This window comes from Saccharibacillus qingshengii (genome assembly GCF_013185195.1).
In the GTDB taxonomy this organism is placed as follows: Bacteria; Bacillota; Bacilli; order Paenibacillales; family Paenibacillaceae; genus Saccharibacillus; species Saccharibacillus qingshengii.
Genome location: NZ_JAAZWC010000033.1, coordinates 22,389 through 38,210, shown reverse-complemented (window position 1 = coordinate 38,210; position 15,822 = coordinate 22,389). Strand labels below are relative to the sequence as shown.

The following is a 15,822-nucleotide window of genomic DNA, read 5'->3' as shown; positions in this document are numbered from 1 at the left end:
CGATTTTTCGTTCAAAAAACGTATGTGTAAGGGGACACTTAAGCCAGAATGGCGTGAATGTCGCTTTCTTTCATAATCAGATACTCTTTGCCTTCGTATTTCACTTCGGTGCCTGCATATTTCGAGAACAGGACAACGTCGCCTTCCTTCACTTCGAGCGGAGTACGGACGCCGTCTTTTAGGGTCCCGCTGCCTACGGCAATAACTTTGCCTTCCTGCGGCTTTTCTTTCGAAGCGTCCGGAAGCACGATACCGAACGAAGTCGTTTCCTCCTGCTGAATCGGTTCTACGAGTACGCGTTCACCCAACGGTTTGATCATGAAAAATAGCCTCCTTGTAAAGGTAGATTGATAAGCCTCAAAACTTCTTCGTTAGCACTCGACGACGTCTAGTGCTAACAGCCAAGTCTTATATTACTAGTCTCTGCGCAAAATTTCAAGTCCCCTCTCACAAAAAAAGACACCCCGCTCTCCAGGGTCGTCTTTCTTGTGTGCCGTCCGCGCCGGATCGGCCAAGGTCTCCCGAAGCCGCCGCGATCCGGCGGCTCTGCGGGTCTTGCGTCTACTGCCGGTACTGCCCCGTCACCATCAGCAGCGCTTCCGGCAGTTGATCCATGATCGCCGCCAAATTCTCGTGTACGCCCTTGGGCGTACCCGGCAGATTGACGATCAGCGAACGGCCCCGTATCCCGCAGATGCCCCGAAACAGCATGGCTGCCCGGTTCTTCTGCATGACGTTCATCCGCATCGCTTCGGCCATCCCCGGTACCTCCCGTTCGATGACGCGCTTGGTCGCTTCCGGCGTCACATCCCGGTTCGCAAGCTCCGTTCCTCCGGTCGTCAGCACAAGATCCGCCTGGAAATAATCCGTCATTTCGATCAATGCCGCCACGATCTCGTCCGATTCATCGGGCACGATCCGGTACTCGATAATTTCTCCGCCTACTTCTTCTTCCACCAGCTCCCGGATCACCTGCGCGCTCGTATCCTCCCGCTCGCCCCGTGCTCCCTTGTCGCTGGCTGTCAAGATTGCCACTTTCCACAGCATGAGGTCACCTCTTCTCATCCATCGCTCTTCTTGCTTTCCGTTCCCAATCTATACGGCCGAAGCCGCTTCTTCAGGCACGGCCCGTTATATTCGTCATGCCTGCCGGCACGATCAGAAGATCCAGCAGGAAGTCGTGCGGTTCCATCGGTACTCGATCCACAATCTGCCCGTCAAAAGCGAGCGCCCACAGCTCCGGCTTGGCTCCGGCAGTGCCGAAACGTTCCAGCAGCCGGTCGTAGAAGCCGCCTCCGTAACCGATTCGTCCTCCCGCGAGATCGAATGCCAATCCCGGAACGAGTACGACATCGATTCCGTCCAGCCTGTTTTCCGGCCATTCGGGAAGATCGGCTGCCGGCTCGGGAATTCCCCAACTGCCGGGAACTTCGTCCTCCGCCCGCCGGATCTCCAGAAGCCGCATACGGCGCGAAGTCTTGTCGATCCTCGGCGCCAGTACGATATCTCCGTGCCGGCGGCAGTCTTGAAGCAGAGGACGCAGGTCCAGTTCTCCCCGATAAGGCAGGTAGCCGAGCAGCGCCAGCGGTTGGCCTTTGCGCCTGCGCAGGACCTCCAAGCGATCCGCTGCCATTCGGCAGACGGAAGCGGATTGCCGCGCGCGCAGCGATTCGGACAAATCCGCTCTCACCTGTTCCATACGGCGCCGAAACGCCGCCTTATCCGGTAAAGGTTCGATAGCGCTCGCCTCCCGCATTCTCTTCTGTTCTCTTTTTTGTTCTCACATGCTCAAGTTTATCATTGTTTTGCGCAAATAACCACCGCCGGGAAGGTCCCACGAAGCCTTGATCCGGCTTTTCCGGGGAAAATAAGATCCGCCGTTTGGACGGGGATTTGGGCTTTTGGGAAAGAACACCCGAATTTATGCAGTCTCTCTTTGGTTTTTCGCCGTTTCTACGGTAAAATAAAGTGATCTTAGACTATTTCAACAGCACGGAGGACTCTGAATTATGCTGCTTCAAGCAACGGGAATCGCAAAAAGATACGGCGTCCAGAGCATTCTGGAAGGCATTACCTTTCAAATCCTGGAACGCGAACGAATCGGACTTGTCGGAGTCAACGGGGCGGGCAAGTCGACGCTGCTGAAGATTCTGGCCGGCGAGATGTCCCACGACGATGGTCAAATTTTCAAAAACAAAGAAACGACGATCGGCTATCTTGCCCAAAACAGCGGGCTGCAGTCGGATCGGACCATCCAGGCAGAAATGCTGGACGTGTTTGCCGATCTGCTCGATGCCGAACGGGAGATCCGCGAGATGGAACTCGAGATCACCGAAGGCTCCTCGCATTCCGAACAGGACAAAGCCTATCAGGATCTGCTGAACCGCTATGCGGTGCGTTCGGACTGGTTCCGCGACCACGGCGGTTACGAGATCGGTACCAAGATCCGCAGCGTCCTGCACGGGATGGGCTTCGGCAGTTTCGATCCTTCGACGGTCGTCTCCACGCTCAGCGGCGGACAGCGGACCCGTCTGGCTTTGGCCAAAATGCTGCTTCAGGCTCCGGATCTGCTCATGCTCGACGAACCGACCAACCATCTGGACATCGAGACGCTGACCTGGCTGGAAGACTATCTGCGCAGTTACGACGGCGGACTGTTGATCGTCTCCCACGACCGCTACTTCCTCGACAAGACGGTTACGGCGATCGTGGAGATCGAACGCCACCGGGCGCGCCGCTATACGGGCAATTACAGCCGTTACACCGAGCTCAAAGCCGCCGAGTACGAAGCCGACATGAAACAGTACGAGAAGCAGCAGGGCGAAATCGCGAAGATGGAAACGTTCATCCAGCAGAATATCGTTCGGGCTTCGACGACCAAGCGGGCGCAGAGCCGGCGCAAAGCGCTGGAGAAATTGGATCGGCTGGATCGGCCGGCGGGCGATCTGAAACGGGCCAACTTCTCGTTCCAGGCCGCTTATCCCTCGGGCAAAGACGTCCTGCATGTAGACGGCGTATCCGCCTCCTACGACGGCGCCAACAAATTGTTCCGCGATGCGTCGTTTGCCCTGTCCCGCGGCGAAACGGTAGCGCTGATCGGGCCCAACGGGGTCGGCAAGTCCACCATGCTCAAAGCGCTGATTGACCGGCTCAAGCCGGACGAAGGACGCATCACCTGGGGAGCCAAAGTCCAAATCGGGTACTACGACCAGCAGCAGGATACGCTCAATCCGCAGAACACCGTATTGGAAGAACTGTGGAGCGCGTATCCGCATATGGAAGAAGCCCGGATCCGGACGGTGCTCGGCAGTTTCCTGTTCAGCGGTGAAGACGTGCTCAAGAGAATCTCCGCACTCAGCGGCGGCGAGAAAGCCCGTGTGCTGCTCTCCAAGCTGATGCTGCTCGAAGCCAACACGCTTATTCTCGACGAACCGACCAACCATTTGGATCTGTACAGCAAAGAAGTGCTCGAATCGGCATTGATCGATTTCGACGGGACGCTGCTGTTCATTTCCCACGACCGCTATTTCCTCAACAAAATGGCCGAACGCGTGATCGAGTTGAGTCCAAGCGGCATCACCGGCTATCTGGGCAACTACGACGACTACGTCGAGAAGAAGCAGGAACTTGAAGAGATCGCACGCGAGAATGCGGTCCTTGGCTCGGCGCGCAGCAAATCTTCGGCTTCCGTCCAAGCGGGCGAGAGTGAAGAATCCAAGAATGCCCAGGCCGCTTTTGAAGAAAGCAAACAGGCCAAGCGCGAAGAACGCAGCCGGCAGCGCCGGATGGAACAGCTCGAGACGCTGATTGCGGAACTCGAGAGCTCGGTTGCCGCCCTTGAACTGGAGTTGACACTTCCGGAAATTTACGAAGACTATATGGCGATCCAGGAACGGCAAAATGCGATTGATACGAACAAAACCCAGCTTGCCTCGGCCTACGAAGAATGGGAAACGCTCGCTGCGGAATAATTTTTTTGTCAAGTGAACATTTTGATCTATCCCCGTTATCCACTGCGTTATCCACAGTTTCACCACTTATTTTTCCTGCTAACCGGCCTTTATGGCCGGTTTTTTGCTTTTTAAACCGCCACTTCTACCTTGAAACCAATTTTATCCACTTTGTTATGCACATTATCCACAGATTTCACTTTTGCTTTTTGAAAAACATATCCCCTTTTACATAAAATTCGAAGCAGGCATTCCGCGCGGGTTAAGCCTACTTGTACACAACGATAAGGGGATATGTGGATAAGTTTATTCAGGGATTGACAAGGGCAGGTTAAGCGTGAGTAAACATCGGCGGGTCCGACTTCTACATTTTACACAGCTTTACAAGAGTCCGAATCCCGTCTCCGTATAAAATACTCTTTTCCACACAAAAAGGGCTTCTTCCCGTTTGGAAGAAGCCTTCAGGCTGTCGAGAAAGTCCTATTCGTTGTAGAAGCTCGTCAGCTGCGGGAGAAATTCGTTCCGGTCGCGTGTTGAAATCGAGAAAAAGATTAAATTTCAGCGGAATTTTCTCGATTTCAAAGGCGAACACTATCGTTCCTTCACTGAATTTCTCCCTCCGCCTCCTCACTTTGTTTGGAATACGACTTTCTCGACACGTAAAGGGCTTCTTCCCGTTTGGAAGAAGCCCTTTACGCTCGCTGCCGCTTACGCAGACAGAACCTTTATTCGTCACGCGCCTTTGCGCTTTCCGTTTTACCGGGCAGCCGATTCTCCGACCGACCAGTTTTCCAGCGACATGCCCGGCTCTCCTTTGATAAAAAGATCGCTGATTTCGCCGCGTGTCCATTTCACGTAAGCGGCGGCGCCGATCATCGCGGCATTGTCCGTGCAGTACTTCAGCGGCGGGATCGCAAGCGGAATATTTTCCGCCGCGCAGCGCGCCGTCAGTTCGCTTCGCAGACCGCCGTTCGCCGCCACACCGCCGCACAGCAGCAGCTGCTTCGCACCGAATTCATGTACGGCACGAATCGCCTTGGCGACCAGCACCTCCACGACGGATTCCTGGAATCCGCGCGCGATTGCGCCCGTATCGACTTCGTATCCTTTCATCCGGCTCTGGTTAACCAGATTCAGCACCGCGGACTTGAGACCACTGAGGCTGAAATCGTACGAGCCTTCTTCCAGCCACACCCGGGGCAGCGCGGCAGCCGTATCGGCGGCCTGCGCCGCTTTGTCGACGTGCGGACCTCCCGGATACGGGAAGCCGAGCGAACGCGCCACTTTGTCGTAGGCTTCACCCACAGCGTCGTCGCGCGTCTGCCCGACAACCTCGAACCGGCCTTCGCTCTCCATACGCACGATCTCGGTATGGCCGCCGGAGACGACGAGCGCGATCGACGGATATTGAATCTCATCCGTCAGTTGGTTGGCATAAATATGCCCGGCGATATGATGGGTGCCGATCAGCGGCTTGTCGAGTGCAAAAGCCAGCGCTTTGGCGGCCATAATCCCGACCAGAAGCGCCCCGACAAGCCCGGGACCTTCCGTTACGGCAATCGCCGTCAATTCGCGTGCTTCAAGCCCCGATTCCTCGATCGCCTGCTCCATCAAGCGCGTGATGCACTCGACGTGCTGGCGCGAAGCCACTTCGGGGACAACGCCGCCGAACGCTTTGTGCGTCTCGATCTGGCTGGCAACCAGATTCACGAGCACTTCCTGTCCGTCTTTGACAATCGCGACGGACGTTTCGTCGCAGCTGGTCTCCACCGCCAAGATATACGTACCTTCGCGCGTCTTGCCCTGCGCTTCCTGCTGCAGTTCCTTATCCATGCCCGTTACACGCTTCCTTCCGTATTCCCCGCCGCTCTGGAACGGCCTTTCAGGTCTATCCACATAATGACGGCATCTTCGTTGTTGTCGGAGTAATACCCTTTGCGGACCCCGATTTCGCGGAATCCCATCTTGACGTACAACCGGCGGGCGACTTCGTTGCTGACCCGCACTTCCAGCGTCGCTCTCTCCAGACCGAGCGATTCCGCCATGCCGAGCAGCTCCTCCAGCAGACGGGCGCCCAATTTGCGTCCGCGATAAGCGGTACGTACCGCAATATTCGTAATATGCGCTTCGTCCATAACCGTCCACATTCCCGCGTAACCGGCTGCTTCGCCGTCCACTTCCATAATGAGGTAGCGCGCGAAATGATTGATCGTCATCTCGCTGCGAAAGGCCTGCTCGGTCCAGGGCAGCGAAAACGATTCGTGTTCGATCACCATAACGTCCGGGATATCTTCGAGCCCCATGGTTCGAAAATGAACAGAAGGTTCGCCCGAAGGTTGTGCAGATTCGGTCTCTCGGTACTGCATCCCATGCAGCCCCCTTTCCTCTACGATTCAATCTCCCGGTTCCCGCAGGTTCCGGATGTTCTAGTACCTTGTCAACACTAAAGGTAAGGTTACTAGTACCTTGACCGAATTAAATCCAAGGCTTGCGTTCATCGGAAACACGCACGGTTCAAGCGGGTTTTCGAGGGGCGTAACCTAACATCTTTATCGGTCAAGGTACTAGTACCTTGACCGAATTAAATCCAAGGCTTGCGTTCATCGGAAACACGCACGGTTCAAGCGGGTTTTCGAGGGGCGTAACCTAACATCATTATCGGTCAAGGTACTAGCTCTTGGCGCGCAGCAGATTCGCTTCCGCTTCGGTGACCTGCGTATAGTTCGGCAGCAGATCATGCGCGTCAACCGTATCGCCGCTCTCAAGCTTGCGCAGTCCGATCCGGCCGATCCATCTCGCTTCAGCCGCACAGTCCTGCAGGGCAATACGGTCCTCTGGCAGTCCGGCCATCTCGGCCAGGCCCTGCACGGTCTCGGCATGCTTTTCCGTTTCTCCCGTAAACAGGATACAATCGGGACGCTTATCCGCAGGCAGTTCCTGCAGTCTTGCGGCCAGTTGAACCATCCAATCCTGAACCTGCAAAATCGCATCTTCCGCGGTACGGTTCAGCGGCAGCTCATCCGCTCGGCCGCGGCCCGACGGAAGATCCGCTTCAAACAAAGCCGTATAGGCTTGTCCGCGCCGTGCATCGACCAGGGGAACGACCCAGATCTTCCCCTGAAGACCGGACGCTTCGAGTCCCGAGGCGGCCTGCGCTTCCAGGCTCGACACGGCCGCTACCGGCAGCTTCAGCGCCCAGGCGAGCGTCTTCGCCGTCGTGACGGCAATACGAACGCCCGTATACGAACCCGGTCCGATGCCTACGGCAATACCCGCAAGTGCCTGTTTGTCGGTACCGGACTGCCGAAGCGCCCGCTCGATTTCCGGCAGCAGGTTCACGGAATGATTCCGTTCGGCCAGACTGCTGCTTTCGAACAGGATCCCGCTTCCTTCCAGTACCGCTACGGCCTGGGAAGCGCTGGACGTATCGAGCGCCAGAATCCGGCCGGGCTGCGCGTTATTTTTTGTCATATTCAAATTCCCCATCTTCATTCAATTTTCGTGGTCCCGATTCTGTATCGGTACCGGAATCCGGCATCTCTTCCACCCATTTCGCATACGGCGCACCGATTCCTTCACAGCGAATCATACGGGCTGCTTCTCCGTTATGCTCGATATGCAGATTCAATCGGCCGGCCGGCAGCAGGTCGGGAATGATCGAAGCCCACTCCACCAGCGACACCCCGCGGCCTTCAAAATATTCGTCGAGACCCAGATCTTCGGCTTCATCCTGCGTAATCCGGTAGACGTCCATATGGTAAAGAGGCAGCCTGCCTTCGTATTCCTTGATCAAGGTAAAGGTCGGGCTGTTCACGATCCCCCGAACGCCCAATGCGGCGGCAAATCCCTGCGAAAACTTCGTTTTGCCCGCACCCAGATCCCCGTCGAGCGCAATCACCGTTCCCGGCTTCGCCAACGAGGCAAAGTACGCAGCCAAGGCTGCCGTATCCTCTTCATTGCGCGAGATCCATACCCGGCTGCTTGTTTCGTGTGCATCCACGTTTCTCCACCTTCGCTTCCTATCAACGCAGCTTATCGGGGATAAGCCGGCCTTTTATTGATTTTTTCATTATAACGCAAAAGAATCCGCACGGGCACTCTTTGTCCGGATCGAAATACGCACATTCCAAAAACCACCGGCAGCCGTGTCTGCCGGTGGTCGAAATCGAATCCGTTTGGAGGCGGGAGCCTCTTCGCTGCGTCGTTCCTGTCCGCTTTATGCGGCTACGTCTCTTTTTCGGAATACCCAGAACGTTAAAATAAGGAACGAGACGTAATACGCAGCCAGCACCGACAGCGAAAATCCGAGCGAACTTACACCGTAGCTCCCTGTTTCATCAGAGATATACTGGCTCAAATCCATATTCGCGAACAGCAGATAACGGCCCAACTCGTATTTGGCAGGATTTACGAGCAGCGTAATGAGTCCTCCCATAAACAGCAGGATAATGGTCAGGGCCACCGACAGCGAGTTGCTGCGGAATACGGACGAGAACATAAACGCCATCGTTACGTAAATCAGACAGTCGACGAGCCGGTACAGCAGCGACCACCAGAAGTAATCGGACAAACTCCCCGAGAGCTGCCCGAGAATGTCCGTCGTTCCCGATGAATGGCCGAACAGCAGCACCGACATCCCCAGACCGAGACCCACGAGGAGAGCATACAAAGCGAGCATAAACAAGGCGACGGCGATATATTTGGACAGCAGGATCTTGATGCGGCTCCAAGGACGGATCAGCAGCAGCTTGATCGTACCGCGCGAGAATTCGCCGGCTACCGTATCCGCGGCCACCGCGATCGTGAAGACCGTAGGCAGGAACCAGAACTGCAGCAGGGTATTCATCGCACTCCAAACGCCGATGTCTTCGCTGACGTAACCGAACAGCACCGGCATCAACAGCCCCACAAGCCCCAATACGCCGAGCATGATCCAGGTACGCACTCTTGCATAAATCTTAATATTTTCGTTATGTACAAGTCTGAAAAAGTTAAACAATTCCGCCGCCTCCCGTCATCTCCAGGAATTGATCTTCCAGCGTACGGGTCAGTGCCCGAATCCCGTAAACCGCGATCCCTGCCTGCACGAAAAGATTGTTGATCTCCGCAATACCTTCCCGATTCGTCCGTACGACCAGCTGACCGCTTCGGATTTCTCCGCCTCCGAGCAGAGCCAATGCTTCTTCGATCCGCTCGCCCACATCGAATATCGTCTCGAGTGTCGCATGGATATCCGCCTCGCCGTGCAGTTCCCGTACATCGATCAATTTGCCGGCCTGGATAATCGCCACGGTATCGCACATCAATTCCATTTCGCTGAGCAGATGGCTCGATACGAAGACGGTGGTGCCTTCCTTGCGTGTCAGCTCTCTCAGGTAATCGCGCAGCTCCCGGATTCCCTGGGGATCGAGTCCGTTGGTCGGCTCATCGAGGATCAGCAGTTTGGGGCGGTGCAGAATAGCCTGTGCGACGCCCAGGCGCTGACGCATACCCAGCGAATACGTCGAGACTTTATCATGAATCCGGCGATCCAGGCCCGTAAACTGAACGACCTCGTCAATCCGTTCCTTCGTCACGTCGGAGCGCATACGTGCATACTGCTTCAGATTGCGGTAACCGCTTAAGTAACTGTACATCTCCGGATTCTCCACGATCGCTCCCACTTGGGAAATCGCTTGTTCAAAATCCCGCGTGATGCTGCGGCCGTCGATGACGATATCTCCGGAACTTGGCGCCATGAGTCCCGTCATCATCCGGATCGTCGTTGTTTTGCCCGAACCGTTTGGTCCGAGGAAACCGAAGACTTGCCCCGGCGGTACGTCAAGCGTAAGGCCTTCGATAATCGTTTTGCGGCCGATCCGTTTGACTACATTGTCGAAACGGACGACGGGGTCTCCGGTCATCTTGCTTTTGCTGCCCGGAACAGGCATTTTATCGCTGATGATTTCCATATAAAATATGATCCTCCTTCACATTGCGATTCCCTGTTTTTTATTCCCTTATTGTTTTTTCTGAACGCTCCCAAGAAGAAGCTCACCAAGGTCTTATCCAATCTTTTTCTTTGCGTCCCAACATCTCGTTGATTTCCCATTGTTCCAGGAAAGTCCCTTTTGGAGGAGGTTCGTGTTTGTAATCTTTTCTTTTTTCCGCTTCGAAAGTTGGACGATCGATCGCTTGTCCGATCCAGTCCGTCTTTCGGACAAATTCCAGCACCTGCTTCTCCTGAAGCATCTCCTGCCCCGGAAATTCGTCAGCCCATATGCTGTTGACGTATAGGTTGTAAGATTCCAAATCCCCGCTAACGCAAAACTCGAAGAGTTGAATAGCATACTCCATCGCCTTCAAGTCCGGCACGCTGACGTCGGAATTACGAATCTCTTCCGGAATCTGAGCCCGCAAGTAAGCCACCGTCCGCTCGTACAACCTCCCTTCTCTGACCGAACCCATTCCCTTGGCGATGAATCTCGTCAAATGTACCGAACATTCACTTCCGAACCAATCTTCCAGTTCATGTCTTTGAATGCCGAGCATTCCGACTCTGCGCGTTCGATGAATCAAATGAGCAAACTCGAAAATCATTCCATTTAATGATTCTTTCGTGTTCTCCGATTCCACCACGTTCGCCTCCAATTCGCTTGGGTCTGTTTTTCTTCAAAAGAACTCTTCGTTATCAATGTAACATAGCTTTGTTCTCTCATCCTATTATTTCCCATTAAAAAAGCCCACCCGCTTCTCTTGAAAGAAACGGGTGGGCCTTCCCTAAAAGCAATCAGCCGCCGGCGCGGGCCAGCTCGCGCATATTGGCTTCAAAAGCGGCCAAGAGCGCGGCTTCGCCGGTCAGACCGGTCGATTCGGCTTTTTCGATCTGTTCCAGCATGCGCTTGTAATCTTTTGGAATGACGCGGACGAAACGGCTCGACGTCTGTTCCCAACCGTCGAGAATCAGCTTGGCTACGCCGCTGTCGGTCAAATCGGCGTGACGCTGAATCAGTTCGCGGACTTCTTCTTTCTCCGCTGCGTCTTCAAGCGTCTCAAGCAGCACCATTTCCAGGTTGCAGCGGTCGACGAAATCGCCCGCTCCGTCATAGACATAAGCGACGCCGCCCGACATGCCGGCCGCAAAGTTGCGTCCCGTCGCGCCGAGTACCACTACGCGTCCTCCGGTCATGTATTCGCAGCCGTGATCTCCCGTACCTTCCACGACCACTTTCGCACCCGAGTTGCGGACCGCGAAACGTTCGCCGGCGATTCCGCTGATATAAGCTTCGCCCGCAGTCGCGCCGTAGAGCGCCGTATTGCCGATGATAATATTTTCTTCCGACTTGAACGTCGCTCTCGGATCAGGTCTCACAATCAACTTGCCGCCCGACAGCCCTTTGCCCACGTAGTCGTTGGAATCGCCCGATACTTCAAGCGTGATACCTTTCGGTACAAACGCGCCAAAGCTCTGGCCCGCCGAACCGGTGAAGTGCAGGCTGATCGTATCGTCCGGCAGTCCGGCCGCGCCGTATTTGCGCGTGACTTCGCTGCCGAGAATCGTACCGGCGGCCCGGTCCACGTTCGTGATCTTGAAGTGTGCATCGACTTTCTCTCCGCGTTCAAGCGCGGGAGCGGCGGCCGTCAGCAGTTCGCGCATGTCGAGCGTATGTTCCAGACCGTGATTCTGGGTCTGCGAACGGAAAGGCGTGCTGCCTTCCGGAAGCGTCGGCACATGCAGCAGCGGCGTCAGATCGAGACCTTTTTTCTTCCAATGATGCGAAGCATCCACCGCATCGAGGCAGTCCGTGCGTCCGACCATTTCCTGGATCGTGCGGAAGCCGAGCTGTGCCATGATCTCGCGCAGATCTTCCGCGACAAACGTCATGAAGTTGACGACGTGTTCCGGATCGCCCATAAAGTTCTTGCGCAGTTCCGGGTTCTGCGTCGCTACGCCAACCGGGCAGGTATCCAGCTGGCATACTCTCATCATGATACAGCCGACGGCGATCAGAGGCGCGGTCGAGAATCCGTATTCTTCCGCTCCAAGCAGAGCGGCGACAGCCAGGTCGCGGCCCGACAGCATTTTGCCGTCCGTCTCCAGTACGACGCGGTCGCGCAGATTGTTGAGAATCAGCGTCTGATGCGTCTCGGCCAGCCCCAGTTCCCACGGCATGCCCGCGTGACGGATCGAACCCTGCGGCGATGCGCCGGTTCCGCCGTCGTAACCGCTGACGAGGATAATGTCGGCGCGGCCTTTGGCAACGCCGGCCGCAATCGTGCCTACTCCGACTTCGGAGACCAGCTTCACGTTAATATCTGCGCGCGGGTTGGCATTTTTCAGATCGTAGATCAATTCGGCCAAATCTTCGATCGAATAGATATCGTGGTGCGGCGGCGGCGAGATGAGACCTACGCCCGGCGTCGAACCCCGAACTTCCGCGACCCAAGGATAGACTTTGCGGCCCGGCAGCTGTCCGCCTTCGCCCGGCTTGGCCCCCTGCGCCATCTTGATCTGAATCTCGTCGGCGTTGACCAGGTAGTTCGACGTCACGCCGAAGCGGCCCGAAGCGACCTGTTTGATCGCGCTGCGGCGGGAATCTCCGTTGGCATCCGGAATGAAGCGCGCCGGATCTTCGCCGCCTTCGCCGGTATTGCTTTTGCCTCCGATGCGGTTCATGCCGATCGCAAGCGATTCATGCGCTTCCTTGCTGATCGAACCGAACGACATCGCTCCGGTCTTGAAGCGTTTCATAATGGAGGAAGCCGGTTCGACTTCGTCCAGCGGAACCGGTTCGCCGACCGGTTTGAGGTTCAGCAGCGCGCGCAGCGTCAGATGCTGTTTGGACTCTCCTTCGACGAGGCGTGCATACTTCTTGTACGTTTCGTAATCGCCGGTGCGAACCGCATGCTGCAGCAGGTGAATGGTCTGCGGGTTGAACAGATGGTCTTCGCCGTCGCTGCGCCATTGATATTCGCCGCCGGAATCAAGCACCTTGTCGATGCCGTCTTTGTCGGAGAAAGCCCGGTTGTGCTGCAGCAGCGTATCGAACGCCACTTCTTCGAGCCCGATGCCGCCGATGCGCGTAGGCGTCCAGGTGAAGTAGCGATCCACAAATTCGGGCTTGAGGCCCACCGCTTCGAAGATCTGGGCGCCTCGGTACGATTGGATCGTGGAAATGCCCATCTTGGACAGGATTTTCACGACGCCCTTGGTTACGCCTTTGATAAAGTTCTTGACCGCTTTTTCGTGCGAGATGCCTCTAAGCATACCCTGCGCGATCATATCCTGCAGCGTCTCGAACGCCAGATAAGGATTGACGGCGCTGATGCCGTAGCCAAGCAGAAGCGCAAAGTGATGCACATCGCGCGGTTCGCCGGATTCCAGCAGCAGGGTAACTTTGGTGCGTGTTCCCTGGCGAATCAAATGGTGATGCATAGTCGAAACGGCAAGCAGCGCCGGAATGGCCGCATTGTCCCGATTCACGCCTTTGTCGGACAAGATCAGGATGTTATGCCCTTTCTTGATGACGCGGTCAGCCGCTTTGCACATGTCGTCCAGCGCATCGCGCAGACCGTCGGCGCCGCGCGCCGCTTCGAAGAAGATCGGAATCGTCATCGCGCGGAAGCCCGGACGGTGACGGTGCACATGGCGGATCTTCGCAAAATCTTCGTTCGACAATACCGGCGTATCGAGCGAAATCATCCGGCAGCTTTCCGGTTCCGGCAGCAGCAGATTGCGTTCCGCACCGATTGCCGTCGAAGCCGACGTGACGATTTCTTCGCGGATCGCGTCGATCGGCGGGTTGGTGACCTGCGCGAACATCTGCTTGAAGTAGTTGTACAGACGCTGCGGCTTGTCGGACAGCACGGCGAGCGGGGCGTCGTAGCCCATCGAACCCGTCGCTTCGATTCCTGTCGAAGCGATCGGCTCCAGCACTTTCCGCAGTTCTTCGAACGTATAACCGAACGACAGCTGAAGCTGCGTCACGTTCTCGTGCTTCGGAGCCGGCGGTTCCTGGGCATCCGGCAGCTCGTCGAGATTGATCATATGCTCGTCCAGCCATTCGCGGTACGGCTGCTCCGTCGCAATCTGCTGCTTTACTTCTTCATCGGAAATGATCCGGCCCTGTTTGGTGTCGATCAGCAGCATCCGGCCCGGACGCAGACGGTCTTTGTACAAGATGTCTTCCGGCGCTACGTCAAGTACGCCCGCTTCGGAGGACAAGATGATCGTATCGTCTTTGGTCACGTAGTAGCGTGCCGGACGAAGCCCGTTGCGGTCGAGGATCGCGCCGATCTGCACGCCGTCCGAGAACGCCATCGCGGCGGGACCGTCCCACGGTTCCATCAGACAGCTGTGATATTCATAGAACGCTTTTTTCGTATCGTCCATCGTCTCGTGCTTGCTCCAAGGCTCCGGCACCATCATCATGGCCACATGCGGCAGCGAGCGTCCGCTCAGATACAGGAATTCGAACGTGTTGTCGAACATCGCCGTATCGGAACCGTCCGGGTTGATGACCGGCTTGACCTTGTCGAGGTCGGGACCGAACACTTCGCTCTCGAACAGGGTCTGGCGCGCATGCATCCAGTTCACATTGCCGCGCATCGTGTTGATCTCGCCGTTGTGGATCATGAAACGGTAAGGGTGCGCACGGTCCCAGCTCGGGAACGTATTCGTGCTGAAACGCGAGTGAATCAGCGCGATCGCCGAACTGAGCTTCTCGTCGCGCAGATCCGGGTAGAACTGTCCAACCTGCGCCGTAGTCAGCATGCCTTTGTAGACGATCTTGAGGCTCGACAGACTCGGAATGTAGAAAGACTCGGCGCCTTCGCCTTCCGCGTAGCGGATCGACATCTCGGCCAGACGGCGAATGACATACAGTTTGCGTTCAAAAGCCAGATCGTCCGTGCCGTTTACGGCACCGCGTCCGATAAACACCTGGCGTACGCAGGGCTTGGCCGCTTTGGCGGAAAAGCCGAGCGTGCTGTCGTCGGTCGGAACCGTGCGGAAGCCGAGCAGCTTCTGTCCTTCAGCCTGAATGATCTCGCCGAGCAGATATTCGTGACGGGCGCGGATTTTGTCGTCGGTCGACAGGAACAGCATACCGACTCCGTAATCCCCGGCGGCCGGCAGCGTAAATCCGAGCTCCTCGGAAGCGAAAAATTCGTGCGGAATTTGCAGCATGATGCCCGCTCCGTCGCCGGAGTTCGGTTCGGCTCCCTGGCCGCCGCGGTGTTCCATGTTCTCGAGCATGGTCAGCGCGCGGCTGACGATATCGTGTGCGGGTGCTCCCTTGATATTGGCGATAAAGCCCATGCCGCAGGCGTCTTTTTCAAACTGGGGATCGTAAAGACCCTGTTTCGGAGGCAATCCAGTCATTTCATCAAACAACCTTTCTATAATGAAATTCATTCATCCCGACGGGAGGTAAAGGCGCTTGCGCGTGGCAGACCACCGAAAAGCCTCGGATATAAGAGAACAGACTCCTTTTCGCACCCGGCGGATGCTCCGCTGGGGTCAAAAAGCAGTCTTCCACATCCCGCGAAAAGCGGGTTCGCAGTTGGATTTTTGGTTTCCCCATTGTAACATTCAGCTTCCACGCCGTGCAATTTAAATCTTTTATCTGCCCGATAAAACTTCCTTTTGCAGCGAAGCATTAGCGCATTGATGTGTCGAATCGGACAATCGCGTCGCCGCAGCAGCTGCAGCGCAGGGAGCGGCATGATTTTGAGTCATTATACGACAAAATTTACGCTTTGCCTATGGAAGAAGCAATTTGTCCAAGCAATGATGCAAAATGTGCAAAAGCGGATGTCGAAGTGCGGACGGCCATTCAAGCCTCCGGTACGGACCCTCGTCCGATACCGATTAACAATAAGGTTTACCTTC

Annotated in this window: 12 protein-coding genes; 1 reads left to right on the top strand and 11 read right to left on the bottom strand. The window is 56.0% G+C overall.

All coding sequences use genetic code 11. The features are described 5' to 3' along the window. Positions 1–38 precede the first annotated feature (38 nt). From groES to HRQ60_RS20635, 3 genes are all read right to left on the bottom strand, one after another. On the bottom strand, positions 39–320 hold the full coding sequence (groES, locus tag HRQ60_RS20645; protein WP_172199662.1) for a co-chaperone GroES: 282 nt from the start codon (positions 318–320) through the stop codon (positions 39–41). A 241-nt stretch (positions 321–561) separates the two neighbouring features. Further along, positions 562–1,047: a MogA/MoaB family molybdenum cofactor biosynthesis protein gene (locus HRQ60_RS20640; protein ID WP_172199660.1), complete on the bottom strand. Its 486-nt coding sequence runs from the start codon at positions 1,045–1,047 to the stop codon at positions 562–564. A gap of 70 nt (positions 1,048–1,117) precedes the next feature. Next, positions 1,118–1,756, bottom strand: a complete 639-nt coding sequence (locus HRQ60_RS20635; RefSeq protein ID WP_281358151.1) for a 5-formyltetrahydrofolate cyclo-ligase — start codon at positions 1,754–1,756, stop codon at positions 1,118–1,120. Between the two features lie 253 nt (positions 1,757–2,009). Between HRQ60_RS20635 and HRQ60_RS20630 the strand changes: the two genes are divergently transcribed. Beyond that, positions 2,010–3,971, top strand: coding sequence for an ABC-F family ATP-binding cassette domain-containing protein (locus HRQ60_RS20630; protein ID WP_172199656.1), 1,962 nt, complete (start codon positions 2,010–2,012; stop codon positions 3,969–3,971). Between the two features lie 735 nt (positions 3,972–4,706). Here the strand turns inward: HRQ60_RS20630 and tsaD are convergent. The 8 genes from tsaD to gltB form a co-directional block, all read right to left on the bottom strand. Next, positions 4,707–5,783 carry a tRNA (adenosine(37)-N6)-threonylcarbamoyltransferase complex transferase subunit TsaD gene (gene tsaD / locus HRQ60_RS20625; protein WP_172199654.1) on the bottom strand — a complete coding sequence of 359 codons (1,077 nt, stop codon included), beginning with the start codon at positions 5,781–5,783 and terminating at the stop codon, positions 4,707–4,709. A 5-nt stretch (positions 5,784–5,788) separates the two neighbouring features. Continuing rightward, positions 5,789–6,316 carry a ribosomal protein S18-alanine N-acetyltransferase gene (rimI, locus tag HRQ60_RS20620; RefSeq protein ID WP_172199652.1) on the bottom strand — a complete coding sequence of 176 codons (528 nt, stop codon included), beginning with the start codon at positions 6,314–6,316 and terminating at the stop codon, positions 5,789–5,791. 304 nt (positions 6,317–6,620) lie between these two features. Then, positions 6,621–7,421: a tRNA (adenosine(37)-N6)-threonylcarbamoyltransferase complex dimerization subunit type 1 TsaB gene (gene tsaB, locus HRQ60_RS20615; RefSeq protein ID WP_172199650.1), complete on the bottom strand. Its 801-nt coding sequence runs from the start codon at positions 7,419–7,421 to the stop codon at positions 6,621–6,623. Then, the gene (gene tsaE, locus HRQ60_RS20610) at positions 7,408–7,950 is read right to left on the bottom strand and encodes a tRNA (adenosine(37)-N6)-threonylcarbamoyltransferase complex ATPase subunit type 1 TsaE (protein WP_172199647.1); all 543 of its coding nucleotides are present in this window, start codon (positions 7,948–7,950) and stop codon (positions 7,408–7,410) included. Before tsaE ends, tsaB begins: the two co-directional genes overlap by 14 nt. Positions 7,951–8,166: 216 nt before the next feature. Then, entirely contained in the window at positions 8,167–8,949 is a 783-nt protein-coding gene (locus HRQ60_RS20605; RefSeq protein WP_172199644.1) for an ABC transporter permease, read from the bottom strand. Further along, positions 8,942–9,901: an ABC transporter ATP-binding protein gene (locus tag HRQ60_RS20600; protein WP_246281420.1), complete on the bottom strand. Its 960-nt coding sequence runs from the start codon at positions 9,899–9,901 to the stop codon at positions 8,942–8,944. The genes HRQ60_RS20605 and HRQ60_RS20600 overlap by 8 nt, the downstream gene beginning before the upstream one ends. An 82-nt stretch (positions 9,902–9,983) precedes the next feature. After that, positions 9,984–10,565 carry a hypothetical protein gene (locus HRQ60_RS20595; RefSeq protein WP_172199641.1) on the bottom strand — a complete coding sequence of 194 codons (582 nt, stop codon included), beginning with the start codon at positions 10,563–10,565 and terminating at the stop codon, positions 9,984–9,986. A gap of 154 nt (positions 10,566–10,719) precedes the next feature. Beyond that, the gene (gltB, locus tag HRQ60_RS20590; RefSeq protein WP_172199638.1) at positions 10,720–15,312 is read right to left on the bottom strand and encodes a glutamate synthase large subunit; all 4,593 of its coding nucleotides are present in this window, start codon (positions 15,310–15,312) and stop codon (positions 10,720–10,722) included. Between the last annotated feature and the right edge of the window lie 510 nt (positions 15,313–15,822).

Coding starts and splice junctions, on each gene's coding strand:
- tsaD (WP_172199654.1), bottom strand. CDS start 5,783: ATGGATAAGGAACTGCAGCAGGAAGCGCAGGGCAAGACGCGCGAAGGT.
- HRQ60_RS20635 (WP_281358151.1), bottom strand. CDS start 1,756: ATGCGGGAGGCGAGCGCTATCGAACCTTTACCGGATAAGGCGGCGTTT.
- HRQ60_RS20640 (WP_172199660.1), bottom strand. CDS start 1,047: ATGCTGTGGAAAGTGGCAATCTTGACAGCCAGCGACAAGGGAGCACGG.
- gltB (WP_172199638.1), bottom strand. CDS start 15,312: ATGACTGGATTGCCTCCGAAACAGGGTCTTTACGATCCCCAGTTTGAA.
- HRQ60_RS20630 (WP_172199656.1), top strand. CDS start 2,010: ATGCTGCTTCAAGCAACGGGAATCGCAAAAAGATACGGCGTCCAGAGC.
- groES (WP_172199662.1), bottom strand. CDS start 320: ATGATCAAACCGTTGGGTGAACGCGTACTCGTAGAACCGATTCAGCAG.
- tsaB (WP_172199650.1), bottom strand. CDS start 7,421: ATGACAAAAAATAACGCGCAGCCCGGCCGGATTCTGGCGCTCGATACG.
- rimI (WP_172199652.1), bottom strand. CDS start 6,316: ATGCAGTACCGAGAGACCGAATCTGCACAACCTTCGGGCGAACCTTCT.
- HRQ60_RS20600 (WP_246281420.1), bottom strand. CDS start 9,901: ATGGAAATCATCAGCGATAAAATGCCTGTTCCGGGCAGCAAAAGCAAG.